Consider the following 14,569-nt stretch of genomic DNA (forward strand, 5'->3'; position numbering starts at 1 on the left):
GCATTTTCATGGACACAACCTGATACTGTCTGCCTGCAAGCTTCTTCGCGGTTGGTTCCAGGGGAAGTCTGGCCTGGAGAAAATAGGTGTCGCTAAGCATCCGCCGTCTTTGAGTTGTTTGGGTACTGATCCGGCTTTGAATGACTCCAGCTCAGAAAGTAAAGAAAAGAAAAAAAGTAATTGTCTATGCTAACAGCTCCTCAGCGGTCTCCTCTCGACGCCTCCGAGCCGCCAACGCCATCGACAGCCGCGGCTCCCCTATCTTTGACTAAAGCTAGTATTGGCGATTCTGGATCCCGAGCTGTGGGTGCGTCTATGGCATCCAAACATGAAGAAGTTAAAGCCCAAACCGCCGAACTGTTGCGACTGTACCACCAGACTCGGGATCCGGCCCTGCGCAACCGGCTGGTGGAAATGAACCTGGGCTTGGTGCGCAAAGAAGCCCATCACTGGAGTAACCAATGCAATGAGGGGTACGATGACTTGGTACAAATCGGCTGCTTGGGTTTGATTCAAGCCATTGAACGCTTCGATATTACCCGCGGCCTGGCCTTCAGCTCCTTCGCCATGCCCTACATTCGCGGAGAAATTCAACACTACCTGCGGGACAAAAGCTCCACCTTGCGGATCCCACGTCGCTGGACGACTCTGCAACGACAAGCCAAGAAGGCGATCGCCCGTCTGCGGCAAGAGTTGGGCCGTCCCCCCTCTGAGGCCGAGGTGAGAGAAGCTTTGCAACTGACGGACCGGGAATGGCAAGAGATGGAACTGGCTCAACAAAATAGCCTTTTGCTCAGCCTTGATGCCCCCATTCAAACCGGGGAAGATAGCGTTGCTCTAGGCGAGGTCGTTCCAGATCAACGCTACCGCAGTTTTCAACTGGCCGAAGAAGATCGCATTCGCCTACAACATGCCTTGGCCAAGCTGGAAGAGCGCACCCGCCAGATTTTGGAATTTGTCTTCTTCTACGACCTCACCCAAAAAGAAACGGCAGAGCGGCTGGGGATCAGCGCCGTTACTGTTTCCCGCCAGGTCAAAAAGGGGCTGGAACGCCTGGCCAAGTTGTTGAATCAAGATATTTTTTGATATTTTTTAAAGTGTTTGGGCCAAGGCGATTGACGGTGCTTTCCCATCCAGTAAAATGCCGGAGCCTCGGTACTGCAATAGATTGCTAGACTAATGGGAACACCGATCAAAATATATTTGATGAATAGAAAAAAGCGCTCTTCTCGGGATCAACCCTCAGCACCTCGCGGTTTCAAGCCCAAGCTGAACCACAACTTGCTCGGCAGGGATCCCTTCTTCCACGGCCAGCCCAACCGGCTCAGCTTGGCTCCTTATGTGCGCACCTTGCCCTCGGTTGTCGATGCCATGCTGGATTTGGCCCAGGTGGGGCGCGAAGATGTGCTGTACGACTTGGGCTGTGGGGATGGCCGCATCCTCATTCGAGCGGCACAGCGCTTTGGCACGCGGGGTGTGGGGGTGGATATCGACCCGGAGCGCATCCTTGAAGCCCAACAGCGGGCCCAAGAAGCCCAAGTTCAGGATCGAGTCATCTTTCTCCAGCAGGATTTGCTTAATTTGGACTTAGCCCCGGCGACAGTGGTGAGCTGTTATTTGCTGCCCCGCTCCCACCTGCTGATCCGAGACAAGTTGCGCTCACAGCTCCGGCCTGGCGCCCGCTTGGTTACCCATTCCTTCGACATGGGAGATTGGCCCCCCACCGCCACCACCACCGTATCGGATGTCATCAACACCTACACCATCTACCTGTGGCAGATCTAGCCCTCCCAGGCCATCACTTCCCAAACAGCCGCAGAAGGCTGGTGCAACACAATCCGGTTGCCATCGGGATCCTGAAAATCCACCTCCTGTCCGTGAAAAGCTTGCCGCAGGGGGGAGATGGAGAGCCGGTAAGTTTTCGACAGCCCCTCCAGCGTTGTCAGGGATCCCTGTAAATCCTGCACCTGCAAGCAGAGGCTCATCGCCCCGGCTTGAGCAGCAAAGTTGGGGTGACGGCTGCCATAAAGGCCCAGCCGCAACCCTGGCAGACGAAACTCCACATACACCGGCTCCCCCTCGGTTGGGAGCTGAGCTTGAGGAGGGATCCCCAAGAGAGCCTGATAGAAGTGCTGTAGACGGGGTAAATCCGGGGTAGCCACGCTAACCAAGGCACCGGAAATCAGCATTGCAACCGCGTGGGGTAGTTCTGTTGCTTTACCCTAGTCTGGCTCAGGGCTCGAGAACAGAGTGAGCCACAGCCGCAGGCACAAAGGCAGGAGCGGCCAAGCCCGAGGTGAGCAAATAAGGCCGCACCAGCGCCGCCAAGCCGGCAATGAACAGCGGGTCGGCATTTAGGGCGGGCACCCGGCGAAAATCGGCGATCCCAACCTGGTGGGCCAGCTCCCGATACTCGATGTCGATCTCCTGCAGGGTCTCGATGTGCTCCGACACAAAGCTAATCGGCACCACCAGCAACTGCTTCACCCCGCGCGCTCCCAGCTCCGGGATAACCCGTTCGGTATAGGGTTGCAGCCACCGCACCGAACCCACCCGGCTTTGGTAGGAGAGGGTGTGGTCATTGGGGCGCTCCACCTGCTGCCAGATCAGCCGCACACAAGCTTCCATTTCCTGTTGGTAGGGATCCCCGGCCTGGGTGACATAGCTTTCGGGAATGCCGTGAGCGCTAAACAGCACATGCACCCTTTCGGGATCGGCAAACCGATCCAATTGTTCCCGAATGGCTCCTGCCATCGCCTGCACGTACTGAGGCTGATCGTACCAAGAGCTGATCTGGCAGCGCTCGATGCGGCCCAGCTGCGGGTCTTCGGCCCAGAGCCGATCCAGCAGCTTAAAGCTGGAGCCGGTCGTGCTGATGGAATACTGCGGGTAGAGCGGCAGCACCACCAGGCGGGTGATCCCATCCGACTTGATCTGCTGCACCACCGACTCGATGAGCGGGTGCCAGTAGCGCATGGCCACATACACCGGCACGTCGTATCCCTCGGCCACCAGGTGGGCCTGCAGTTCTCGCGCTTGCTCGGCTGTGATGCGCCGCAAGGGGGATCCTCCCCCAATGGCTGCGTAGTTACGCCGGGATTTTGCGGCCCGCAGCGCGGAGATGGCCCAGGCAAAAGCCCCCTGCAAGAAGGGAAACGGCAGGCGGATCAGCTCGGGATCAGCAAATAGGTTGTAGAGAAAGGGCTGCACATCGGCCTGGGTCTCTGGTCCCCCCAAGTTCAGCAGGAGCACGCCGCTTTTGGACATAGCAAAACTCAATCATCGTTCTTTATCCACTGTAGGGGGTCTTATCCCGCAGCGGGAAAGTGGCCTTAAGTTTTTTTGCAGCTTTTCTCATCCACCTATCCAACCTTGGCGAAAGCAGCAACGGCAGGCACACCTCACCTGATGGCGCAGCGAAGTGAGGCTATTGTATACCTATACGCCGCTTGGCTCTGGGACATTGAGCCTCGTCGCCAAGCCTTCTGTCCCTCCCCTGCTGCGCCGTAGCGTGGGGTCTCTCGGAGAAAAACGATGAGTTCTCGCTACCTACTGCCCCCTGCCGAGCCCAAATCTGTCGGCACCACCTACATCCTTTGGGCGCTGGGCATATTCGGGATCTGTGGCGTCCATCGCCTCTATCTGGGCAAAACCGGGACGGGCATTCTCTGGCTCTTTACCTTCGGCCTGTTGGGAATTGGCCAGTTGATCGACCTGTTTTTGATCCCAGGCATGGTGGAAGATTACAACTTCAAGCTGGCCGTCTTGCAAGGGATCCGCCCCTCTGGGGCTCCCACCAAGTCCGTCTCGGCCCCGCCTCAGCCTTTGAAGGGTCAGGCTTTGATGCGGGAGATCCTACGGCTGGCGCAGCAGCGACAAGGGATCCTCACCCTCTCCGAAGTCGCCATCGAGCTGCCTGCCGACTTTGACGAGATTGAAAAAGCGCTGCGAGAGCTGAGCCGACGGGGCATTGCCTCCCCTGAGAACAACCTCACCACCGGCGCAGTGGAGTACCACTTCCCTCACCTGTTGCGCTCCCCTGGCGACCGGCGCTCCCTCTGACAAGGTCCTACTGGGATCCCAGGATCCCCCGCTGTTTGGCCAGTTGCATTGCCCGGCGAAAGGCCAGCAAGCCCAGCCCGAAGTAGAAAAGGCCGCTGGCCAGAGCCATGAGCAGCCGCAGGGGATCCAAGCCCGCCTCCCGCACCATCAGATCCCGCAGCAAGCCGGCCCCTGCCGTCATGGGCAGCATCTGCCCCAGCCACTTCAGGGATCCCGACCACTCTTCCGTGGGGGTAGCTAGGAGAAAGAGCAGGCCGAATTGGCTCAGGATCAGCAGTTGTTGGATGCGCTTCCAAATCAAGGCAGCAGATCCCAGCAAAAACGAGAAGCCATAGGCCCCCAGCACCACGCTCAAGAGGGGCAACAACAGAGTGGGAGGAAAGCGCAGCCGGCTGCCTGTCAACAGCAAAATGACGCCCAAAATAACGGCGACGACGGAAAAGCGCAACACCAAGCTGGCGCAGGCCCGCGCCAAAAACAGGGTGGCCGCCGAAAAGGGCGAGAGCAACACCTGCTCCAAGGTGCCTGTCTGGGCTTCTACTTGCAGGTTGAGGGCAATATCGTTCACCACAAAAATGACCAGCGTCCAGAGCACATAGCCGATCACCACCGCGTCCAGCCGTTCGCCAAATTGGGAGGCCGGCCCCGCCACATACTGAGCGCCGGCAAAGAGGGCATAGAAGAAAAAGGTGGTGATCAGGATCCCGCCCAGGGCTTCTGCCGGATAGCGGATGTACTGGATCCAGGCCCGCTTCAGCTCGGCCCAAAACAGGTGTATCGCCTGCATCATCCTCGCCCATCCCCTCTTTTTAACAGCTTGAGGAAAACATGGGTGAGATCCGCTTCCTCTCGCTTAATGCTAAGCAGGGGCAAGGGCTTGAGGATCTCCAGCACCTGATACAACGCCTCTGAAGAGCCGCCAAAGCGCAACTGATGGAAGCCGAGAATCTCCACCCCTTGCTGGAGCAGGCGCTCCGCCCGGCTGGGATCCAGGTCTTGTTCCAACTCAATCCGATAAGTACCGGCTGCGCCGGCAAAGCGCCGGATCAGCTCCTGCGTGGGGGCCTGGCAGATGATTCTCCCCCCCTCGATCACGGCCACTTGGTCTGAGAGGGCCTCGGCCATCTCCAGTTGGTGGGTGGTGAGGAGAATGGCCCGACCCGAAGCGGCAATTTGGCGGATCAAGGATTTCACCGCTTGCGCCGCTTCCACATCCAGCCCCAAGGTGGGTTCATCCAGCAACAGCAGAACCGGCTGGTGCAGCAGGGCAACAGCAATGGCCACCTTCTGCTGCATACCCCGCGAAAGGGTTTGCACGGCAACATCCCGTTTTTCCAGCAGGCCAAAGGTCTCCAGCAGCTCCAGCCCCCGTTGGCGAGCCGTTCTGGGGGATAGCCCCCGCAGCACGCCAAAATACTCTAAGTTTTGCAGGGGGGTGAGCCGCCAGTAGAGGTTGCGGTTGCCTTCCAGCACCGCCCCCACCTGGGCCAGCGCACCCGCATCGGCGTGGGGATCCCGTCCCAGGATGCGCACCGTGCCGGCATCCGGCTGGATCAGCCCAGCAATCATCTTGATGGTGGTGGTCTTGCCGGCTCCATTGGGCCCCAAGAAAGCCAGGATCTCCCCTGCCGCCAGCGTCAGAGAGACATCCACCACCGCCCGCACCTGCTTGCCCCCCTGCCGGTAGGTTTTCTGGAGGTGGTGAGCTTCGAGGACTTTCATGAGGCAAGGCAACGGGGAGTGCAAAAGTCCAACCCGAGGAAGGCCGGGCACCCATCCCAGTTTCTCACAGCAGAAGCCCCGCCCCGCAGCCAGGACTAAGTGGCTGTTGGGATCCCGGCCTCTATCCGGCTCAGGGCTAAGCTCATTTTGTCCAGCCACTGCAAAAGGTTCTCCAGTTGCTGCGCCGCAGGCACCATCCCCAGGCCCCGCACCGTCACCTTGCCCGGCTGGTAAACAAAGCGAGGCTGTAGGTGAGTGGGCAGCGCTTCCTTGAGGCGGTTCCAGGCGGGCTCCTCCATGGGAGTTTCCAGAAGCACATGCTCCTTGGCCGGCCTGATACGGGAAAAGCCCAGCCTGCGGGCCAAAATCTTCAGCTCCATCACCCGCAGCAGCTCCTGGGTAGGCCTGGGCAGGGGGCCAAAGCGATCCTGCCATTCCTGGGCAATTTGCAACAGCTCGACCCGAGAGCCGGCAGCAGCCAATTGGCGATAGGCCTGCATCTTTTGATCTTCGTCGGGGATATAGCTTTGCGGGATCATGGCGGTGACATTGAGGTCGATTTGCGTATCTTCCACCTGCGGGATCTCTTGGCCACGAATTTCGCGAATGGCCTCTTGCAGCATCTCCAAATACAGATCGAAGCCCACAGCATTGACCTGCCCCGATTGCTGCGTGCCCAACAGGTTGCCAATGCCGCGAATCTCCATATCCCGCATCGCCAATTGATACCCAGATCCCAGTTGGGTAAATTCCTGAATGGCCTGCAGGCGTTTGCGGGCCTCTTCGGTGAGGATGCCATCTTCTCGGTAGAACAGCCAAGCATGGGCTTGGATCCCAGCCCGGCCCACCCGCCCTCGCAATTGGTAAAGCTGAGCCAGACCAAACTCCTGGGCATTTTCGATCAAAATGGTGTTGACACGGGGAATATCCAAACCCGACTCAATAATGGTGGTGCAGACCAGGATATCGATTTCCCCGTTGTTAAAAGCCAGCATCGTCGCTTCCAGCTCTCCTTCCGGCATTTGCCCATGGGCAATGGCAATGCGGGCGCCGGGCACCCATTCCCGCAATTTGGCGCTGGTCTCTTCGATCCCTTCAATGCGGTTGACAACATAAAAGACTTGCCCGCCGCGATCCAACTCTTGGCGGATAGCCGTGCGAATGACCTCAGGATTGTAGGGGGAGAGGTGAGTTTTAATCGGGCGCCGCGAGGGCGGGGGAGTTTGGATCAAGCTCATTTCCCTCAACCCCGACAAGGCCATATACAGCGTGCGGGGAATGGGGGTAGCCGTAAGGGTGAGCACGTCCACCTGGGTTTTGAGGAGTTTAATTTTCTCTTTTTGGTTGACGCCGAAGCGCTGTTCTTCGTCGATGACCAAAAGGCCTAAATCGCGAAACTGTACATCCTTGCCTAAAAGCTGGTGGGTGCCCACAATGACATCCAGTTCACCACTTTTGAGGCGGGCCAGGATCTCTTTTTTCTCGTCGGGAGTGCGGAAGCGGTTGAGTAAGCCCACTTGAATGGGATAGGGGGCAAAGCGCTCTTTGAGAGTGTGGTAGTGCTGCTGGGTGAGAATGGTGGTTGGCGCCAAAAGAGCTACTTGTTTGCCAGCGGTTACGGCTTTAAAAATGGCGCGGATGGCCACTTCCGTTTTGCCAAAACCCACATCCCCGCACAGCAGCCGATCCATGGGGCGGGGAGACTCCATATCCCGCTTGATCTCCTGGACGGCGCGAATTTGATCCGGTGTCAGAGGATAGGGAAAAGAGTCTTCCAGCTCCTGTTGCCAAGGAGAATCGGGCGGGAAGGCATAGCCCTCCTGTTGGGCACGCTTGGCATAGAGTTCCAACAGGTCAAGGGCCACTTTTTGCAGGCTCTTTTTAACTTTTTGCTTGGTCTTTTCCCAGGTGCTGCCGGACATTTTGTGCAGCGCGGGGGGGCCATCGCCGCCGGCCCGGTAGCGGGAGAGGGAGTTGACCTGGTCGGCAGCCACCCGCAGCAGGCCATCGCTGTATTGAATGACCAGATATTCTCGGGTTTCGCCGCCGATGGTGAGGCTTTCCAGCCGCAGGAACTGGCCAATGCCATGGGCCCTGTGAACAACAAAATCCCCCGGCTTGAGCAGGTTGGGATCCACCTGGCGGGAGCTGGCCTGGCGGCGCTTGCGCACATAGGTGGGGGTGGCCAGGCTGTGCTGGCCGAAAAACTCGCGGTCGGTCAGCACCACCCACCCCAGCGTGGGCAGGAGAAACCCCTCCAGATCCGCTAGGCCGGAGTACTTCAGGGCCACCGGCGTGTAGGACTGGAGCTGGCGCTCGATAGTCGGAAAATCTTTGGGGTTGGGCACGTACTGGGCCGGGCAGTCGTGTTCCTGCAGCAGAGCCACGGTGCGGGAGGGCTGGGCGGAGAGGATCCACACCTGCAAGTGTTGCTTGCGGTACTCGCGCAGGGTTTTGGCCAGGGATCCAAACTGGTGGGGAGTGGCAGGGACAGGCCGGCTTTTGAGGTCGAGGACAGCTTCCCCCTCGCCAGCAGGGGCAAAGGCACGGGCCAACAGGCGGGGGAAGGGATCCCACTCAGCGGCCTCAAGATCGAAGGGGCGGTGGAAGGGCACTAGAGCCGGCTCAGCAGCCTGGGCCAATTGCCACTGCTCCTGGGCGTGGGCTAGCCACTGCCGGCTGTGGGCCTGGCACTGCTCCGGCTCGTCGATCAGGATCAAGGTATTGGGATCCAAGTAGCTCAGCAGGTTGGCCGGTGGATCGTAGAGCAGGCCGAGAAAACGGCGCAGGCCTTCTGGGGGAGGCGATCCCTGCTGCCGCAGGGCGGGGGAGAGCTGCTCCATCTTTTCCTGCAGCGCTGGCCAGAGCATGGGCCCATAGCCGGTGGGGGTCAGCCAGACAGAAGGGATCCCATCTTGGGAGCGCTGGCTTACCGGGTCGAACTCCCGCAGCCGTTCCAGCTCATTGCCAAACCACTCCAGGCGCACCGGCCACTCGCAGGCCACCGGGAAAATGTCGAGAATATCGCCCCTTTGGCTCCACTGCCCCTCGCTTTCCACCAGGCTTACCCGCTGGTAGCCCAGCCGGGCCAACTGCTGCCCCAACTGCTGCGGCGACAGCTCCAGGCCAGGTTCCAGCTTGAGGCAAAAGCCCTGAAACACCTCTGGGGGGGGAAGATGGGGTTGCAGGGCCCGCTCCGTGGCCACAACGGCCATGCCCTTCCTGCCCTGGAGACAGTCGGCCAGCACCTGCAATTGTCCCCACACCAGTTCCGGCTCCAGGTCAAACGGCTCATAGGGGGAAGCCTCAGAAGTGGGATAAAGGTACACGCTCTCCCAGCCCATGCCCTCCAGTTGCGCCGTCCAGCGGCCTGCTTCTTCCAAAGTGGCAGTCACCACCAGCAGGGATCTCCCCTCCTGCTGGGCCAAAGCCGAGGCCATCAACCCCTTGGCGATCCGCCCTGCCCCCTGAATGGCTGCCTGTCGCCGCGATCTCAAGCGGGCGGCCAACTCTTGTACCAAGCCGGATTGGGCGAGAAAGTGCACCAGCGGGACAAACGACATCTTCCACCCCCCACTGCCAACTGGGATCTCCAACAAGCCGGGATCCCAATTCTGGCAGGCCCTGAGGGAAATTTGCATGGCGTTATCCCCGCCCCTCAACGGGCCATTTCGGGATTGCGGATCCCCAGGCTGCCGAGTTCGCAACCCTCTTTATCCTGTAGTCTGCTTTACACGAAGAAAACCCCTTCTCTCAGGATCCTAAAGTTAACCTTTAGAGTCGAGCAGCCCATGCTGATCCTGGTCAAGATGCAATCTTAGGAGGAACAAAAAAGATAGCCTTCCCGACCTCATCCAAATGGGTACGGATGTCTGCAGCGAACATACCTAGAGGCGTGCCTGCACAAACTGCAGCAGAGAGGGTTGGGAAAAGTTGAGTTTATCCATCCAAACTGGGTGCCAATCATGTTTCTAGACACCGTCGCACTTTCTCGACTACAGTTTGCCCTCACGGCCATTTTCCATATGCTATGGCCGGTTTTAACAACGGGACTGGCTATTTATCTTGTTGTTATAGAGGGCCTTTGGCTAAAAACCCGCAATCTAGATTACTATCGCCACGCTCGTTTCTGGTCAAAGATCTATGTGTTGAACTTTGGCATCGGCGTGGCCTCAGGGTTGCCGATGGCCTTTCAATTTGGCATGAACTGGGCCCCTTTTTCTGAGGCGGTGGGCGACTTCTTTGGAACCGTCCTTGGGTTTGAGGGCACGATGGCCTTTATGCTGGAGGCCAGCTTTTTGGGGATCATGCTCTTTGGCTGGGAGCGGGTGCCGCCGGTGATTCACTGGATCTCGACAATCCTGGTGGCCTTCGGCGCCAACCTCTCTACCTTTTGGATCCTGACGGCCAACTCTTGGCTACAGACGCCGGCAGGGGGGGTATTTGTCGATGGGAAGTTTGTGGTGCGCGACTACCTGCAAGCCATTGTCAATCCCTTCATGGTCAATAGCTTTCTGCACATGTTTTTTGCCACTTTGGAGACCTCTTTGTTTGTAATTGGTGGCATCAGCGCCTGGTACATTCTCAAGCGGCGGCACAGCGAGTTTTTTTCCCGTTCCCTCAAAGTGGTCTTGGCAATGGCTCTGGTGGTAGCCCCCTTGCAGGTGTTTATCGGCCACTTGAGCGCAGAGCAAGTGTATCGCTATCAGCCGGCCAAGCTGGCGGCCATGGAGGCCCAGTGGGAGACGATCCCTGCCGGCGAACGAGCCGATTGGAGCCTGTTAGCCCTGCCCAACGACCGAGAAGAGCGCAACGAGTGGGAGGTGAAGATCCCCGGTGCGCTGGGCTATCTGCTGGAGTTTAAGCCCAGGCTGGATCGACCGGTGCAGGGCCTGAAAGCTTGGGATCCCCAAAATCGTCCCCACATGATTGGCCTCATCTACTACTCCTTTAGGACAATGGTGGCCATTGGCCTGTTTCTGGCCGGGCTTATGGGGGTTACCTTGATCCAGTGGTTGAGGGGCAAGCTGTCGGCGGAGGCCCTCTCCCAGCAGAAGTGGCTGATGTGGGCCTGGGTCTTTGCTGGCCCCCTAGGATACATTGCCGTCGAGGCTGGCTGGATTGTCCGCTGCGTTGGCCGGCAGCCCTGGATTGTGTATGGACAACTGCGCACCGCGGAATCCGTTTCGCCGCTGCCGCCGGGAGAGGTGCTGTTTTCTTTGGTCGGCCTGACTGCTTTGTATACAGTGCTTTTCGTGGCTGCCCTTTACTTTGGCAGCCGCATCCTCCGCAGAGGGCCTAACCTGGAGCTGCCTGCCCCCGTTCCGGCAACCCAGCCGGTGATCGTGATCGAGCCTGCCCGCCACGAGCCGGATCGCCGTCCTGCAGAAGCTCGCTAGCACCGGTGCAGCCCCAACAGAACCCAGACAACACCGCAGGCTCCTCATCGAACAGCAGCCAAGCCACTTGTCGATTTCCAACTCCCCTCTCCCTTTGGGAGAGGGGTTGGGGGTGAGGGCCCAAAGGGAGAGGAGTTGGGGGTGGTCGCGTGAGCGGCGCGGAGCGCTTGGGCCCAAAGGGAGAGGGGCTGCGGGTGAGGGGGATCATGTCTCGAACTGGTCGGAAATAAACTACAGAGAACGACGATGGAATCTTTCGAGCCTTTACAGCAGTTTTTACCGCAAGTCTGGTTTTTTATCCTCGGTCTCTTTCTCTTCCTCTATGTTCTGCTAGATGGATTTGACTTGGGGGTTGGCATCCTCTCCCTGACGGCTTCTAGCGAGACCCGCCGCAGCATTCTCATGACCAGCCTGGGCAATGTCTGGGATGCCAATGAGACGTGGCTGGTGCTGATGGGGGGATCCTTATTTGGATCCTTTCCCCTCGCCTACGCCACCATTCTCAACGCTCTCTACATTCCGCTGGTGATCATGGTGGTGGGCCTGATCTTGCGGGCTGTCTCTTTCGAGTTTCGGGAGAACGCCGACAACAAGCTGGTGTGGAACATTGCCTTCGGGGTGGGCAGCTTTTTGGCGGCCTTGGGCCAGGGGTTTGCCTTGGGCAGCGTCTTCGAAGGGATCCGCGTCGACGAAGCCGGCCACTTTGCCGGCAGCCCTTGGGATTGGCTGACCTGGCGCACGGTGTTGGTGGCTCTTACCTTGATCCAGGGCTACGTGTTAATCGGCTCGGCCTATCTGATCGTTAAGACCACCGGCGAGCTGCAGAAAACCTACTACAAGACAGCAACCATCGCCACCTGGACAACGTTGCTGGGGGCAGTGTTTATCACCATCAGCACCCCCATCATGTCGGAGCAGGCGCGCGCTCAGCTTTTCTCGCCTCCTCTTTTCTATATCTTTGCTGCCATCCCCGTTTTGGGACTTTTGTTGGTGGCTCTGTTGCTGCGCAGCCTGCGGCGGCGAGAAGAAAATAGCGTTTTGGTTTATACTTTTTTAGTCTTTGCCCTTTCTTTTATCGGCTTGGGGTTTATGGTTTTCCCCAACATTATTCCTCCCAGCGTCACCATCTACGAAGCAGCCGCTTCTCCCAGTTCGCTGGTGTTTATGCTCACCTTTATTGGCTTTTTGATCCCGGTTATTTTGTCCTACAACATCTACAACTATGTGGTGTTCCGGGGCAAGATCGTGGTGCAGGAAGCAACGCCAGAAGAGGCCAAAGTTTCGGAGGCAGCTTAAACCCAAAGCAAAAAGTCTCAACTTAATTAATTAAATCAAGACCCCGCGGAGCGTTTTGCCAGGCGGGGTACATTTGCAAGCAAAACAGGGTTAACCTTGAGGGGGCCATCGGATGGGTGGCATGGCCACTCCTTAAGAAGCGCTGCTCTCTTTGGGTAGGAAGAGCAATTCCTCTAGCAGATTTGGCCTTTTCACTCCCGCTTCAGCCACTGCCGGATCTGCTCGGCAGCCACATCGCGACCTCCCAAACCAAAAGCCAAGGCCACCGCGACGGCAATCGCGCCCAGCACCAGGCCAAAAGCCAGCACCACAATGTCAGTGGCTACACCCATCTGTTGTAAGGCCATGGCGCCGACGAAAACCAAGATGGCCACCCGCGCCGCCTGCGCCAGCACGCCTGCAGAGGGGTTGCCCAAGCTCTTGATCATGGAATGGGCCAAATTGGCCAAGTAAAGGCCGATCCCGAACACCAAGGCGCCGATGAGCACCCGCCCGGAAATCAGCAACAGCCCCTGCACGATGTCGGTTAAAGCGGCAAACTGCAACAGCTCCACCGCCGGCACCGCCCCAAACAGGACCACGCCCACCCAGACCACCAGGCCGGCAATTTCAGAGGGGGTGCGCCGCTTCACCAACTCCCCTTCAGCGGCAGGCGCTTCAGGAGCAGGGGCCAAGGGCAAGCCGAGGCCGGCAGCCAAGCGGTCGAAGCCCACCGCCTGCAGCAACTGGGTCACCAAACCGGCCAAAAACTGCCCCAGCCAGTAAAAGACGGCCAGAATCAGAGCCGATCCTGCCATTCGGGGAATGGCCCGCAACACCTGCTCCAGCATCGCCACCGCCGGATCCGAGATGGCCCGGATTTCCAGAGCATTGAGAGCCGCAATCACCGCCGGGATCAACACCAAGATGTAGGCCACCGTCCCGACAATCTGGGCCAACTGGGGAATGCCAAAGCGGGCCCCCAAGCGGTTGGCTCCTGCTGCCGCCAGCAAATTGGAGATGAGGCCGCGCACGATGCGGGCCAAAAACCAGCCCACCACACCGATGATGAGCGCTCCCAAAATGCGCGGCACCATCGATAGGATTTGATCCAGCAGGTTTTGCACCGGCTGCAGCGGCCCCCGCAGGTTCAGCGTATCCAGAATGAGCGGCAAAAAGAACAAGAGAATCAACCAGTAGAGGGCGTCACCCAGAGCTTCATTCAAGAGAAAAGGAGCGACCTCAGCCCCCCCTTCTGACTTTGCAGCCGTTCCTTCTGTGGCCGCTTCTGTACCCACCTCACCGGCAGCACTCTCTTGGTGAAGAGGCTGAACCAGCCGCTCGTCCAAGTTAAAGCGCCGCAGCCCCCGAATGACCGCTAGGCGGGCAACCGTGGCCACCGCCCAGCCCACCACCAGCAGCACCAGGGCTCCACCCAGCCGCGGCAGATAGACAAAGATTTCGCCTAAAAACCGATTGAGCGGATCGGAGACGGCCTGAAGCTGTAGGGCATTCAGCACCGCCACCAACACAAAAGCCAGGATGATCCAGTAAACAGCAGCGGCCACCCAGCGCTCCGTTTGCGGCAGTTTCTCGCCAGGCTTTTGCCCCAAAACCCAAGCAGCCAGGCGGTTATCGAGCTGCGTCCGCTTGAGCAGCCCCCGAACGCCGAAGGCCACCGCCGTGGCCACGATCCAACCCAGAACTAGGATGGCAACCGCTGCCAGCAGATTGGGCATAAAATCGATAAGCCTGGACCAAAGATTGACAAAAAAAGAGACAGTCTCATCTCTAAAAGTGTTTACAGGGGTGTCCATAATTACCCTCACAGCCTGAAATGCTCAGGATGCACAAATGATAAAAGTAGGTTAGCCTGAAGCGCTTCCTTGGGCAAGCTGGGTTTGTCCGGGAGAAAGCCTCAAATGTCAAAAGAAACGGCAGGTCTTGAAACAAAGCTTTACATCTATCCACAGGCGGCAAGGGTTGAGCCAAGCTGCAGGGGTTCTGCCCAAGAAAATTTAAGGTTTAGGTGTATAGGGGAAAACTTTTGCAGTTCTTTAGCTTAATCGGCGGGAAGCTCCGCACTGTATTGGTGAATTGTGTTGACTCAA

General features: G+C 58.4%; 12 protein-coding genes. 6 read left to right on the forward strand and 6 right to left on the reverse strand.

What is annotated here, in order from left to right:
* The 3 genes from NW853_RS08655 to NW853_RS08665 form a co-directional block, all read left to right on the forward strand.
* On the forward strand, positions 1–193 hold a 193-nt coding region (locus NW853_RS08655), incomplete at its 5' end, for a hypothetical protein (protein WP_414348812.1).
* Positions 194–315: 122 nt separating this feature from the next.
* Entirely contained in the window at positions 316–1,086 is a 771-nt protein-coding gene (locus tag NW853_RS08660; RefSeq protein ID WP_414348813.1) for an RNA polymerase sigma factor SigF, read from the forward strand.
* A 120-nt stretch (positions 1,087–1,206) separates the two neighbouring features.
* The gene (locus NW853_RS08665; protein WP_414334962.1) at positions 1,207–1,785 is read left to right on the forward strand and encodes an SAM-dependent methyltransferase; all 579 of its coding nucleotides are present in this window, start codon (positions 1,207–1,209) and stop codon (positions 1,783–1,785) included.
* On the opposite strand, the gene NW853_RS08670 is transcribed toward NW853_RS08665, so the two are convergent.
* Together NW853_RS08670 and hemH are read right to left on the reverse strand one after the other, a co-directional pair.
* Positions 1,782–2,189: a VOC family protein gene (locus NW853_RS08670; protein ID WP_414334963.1), complete on the reverse strand. Its 408-nt coding sequence runs from the start codon at positions 2,187–2,189 to the stop codon at positions 1,782–1,784. The two genes, NW853_RS08665 and NW853_RS08670, sit on opposite strands and share 4 nt — an antisense overlap.
* A gap of 43 nt (positions 2,190–2,232) precedes the next feature.
* Positions 2,233–3,267, reverse strand: a complete 1,035-nt coding sequence (gene hemH / locus NW853_RS08675; RefSeq protein ID WP_414334964.1) for a ferrochelatase — start codon at positions 3,265–3,267, stop codon at positions 2,233–2,235.
* A 267-nt stretch (positions 3,268–3,534) separates the two neighbouring features.
* On the opposite strand from hemH, the gene NW853_RS08680 reads away from it, so the two are divergent.
* The gene (locus tag NW853_RS08680) at positions 3,535–4,062 is read left to right on the forward strand and encodes a TM2 domain-containing protein (RefSeq protein ID WP_414348814.1); all 528 of its coding nucleotides are present in this window, start codon (positions 3,535–3,537) and stop codon (positions 4,060–4,062) included.
* Between the two features lie 7 nt (positions 4,063–4,069).
* Here NW853_RS08680 and NW853_RS08685 read toward each other — a convergent pair whose 3' ends face one another.
* The 3 genes from NW853_RS08685 to mfd all read right to left on the reverse strand — a co-directional run bounded on the left by NW853_RS08685 (position 4,070) and on the right by mfd (position 9,347).
* Positions 4,070–4,852: an ABC transporter permease gene (locus NW853_RS08685; RefSeq protein WP_414334966.1), complete on the reverse strand. Its 783-nt coding sequence runs from the start codon at positions 4,850–4,852 to the stop codon at positions 4,070–4,072.
* Positions 4,849–5,784, reverse strand: a complete 936-nt coding sequence (locus NW853_RS08690; RefSeq protein ID WP_414348815.1) for an ABC transporter ATP-binding protein — start codon at positions 5,782–5,784, stop codon at positions 4,849–4,851. Before NW853_RS08690 ends, NW853_RS08685 begins: the two co-directional genes overlap by 4 nt.
* Before the next feature lie 95 nt (positions 5,785–5,879).
* Positions 5,880–9,347, reverse strand: a complete 3,468-nt coding sequence (mfd, locus tag NW853_RS08695) for a transcription-repair coupling factor (protein ID WP_414348819.1) — start codon at positions 9,345–9,347, stop codon at positions 5,880–5,882.
* 402 nt (positions 9,348–9,749) lie between these two features.
* Between mfd and NW853_RS08700 the strand changes: the two genes are divergently transcribed.
* Both NW853_RS08700 and cydB read left to right on the forward strand, forming a co-directional pair.
* A complete protein-coding gene (locus NW853_RS08700; RefSeq protein ID WP_414348816.1) occupies positions 9,750–11,183 on the forward strand; it encodes a cytochrome ubiquinol oxidase subunit I in 1,434 nt (477 codons plus the stop codon).
* A gap of 246 nt (positions 11,184–11,429) precedes the next feature.
* On the forward strand, positions 11,430–12,479 hold the full coding sequence (gene cydB / locus NW853_RS08705) for a cytochrome d ubiquinol oxidase subunit II (RefSeq protein WP_414348817.1): 1,050 nt from the start codon (positions 11,430–11,432) through the stop codon (positions 12,477–12,479).
* Between the two features lie 191 nt (positions 12,480–12,670).
* On the opposite strand, the gene NW853_RS08710 is transcribed toward cydB, so the two are convergent.
* Complete coding sequence (locus NW853_RS08710; protein ID WP_414348818.1) at positions 12,671–14,197, reverse strand: mechanosensitive ion channel; 1,527 nt, start codon at positions 14,195–14,197, stop codon at positions 12,671–12,673.
* Between the last annotated feature and the right edge of the window lie 372 nt (positions 14,198–14,569).

The organism is Synechococcus sp. H55.11 (assembly GCF_047462475.1).
Classification (GTDB): Bacteria; Cyanobacteriota; Cyanobacteriia; order Thermostichales; family Thermostichaceae; genus Thermostichus.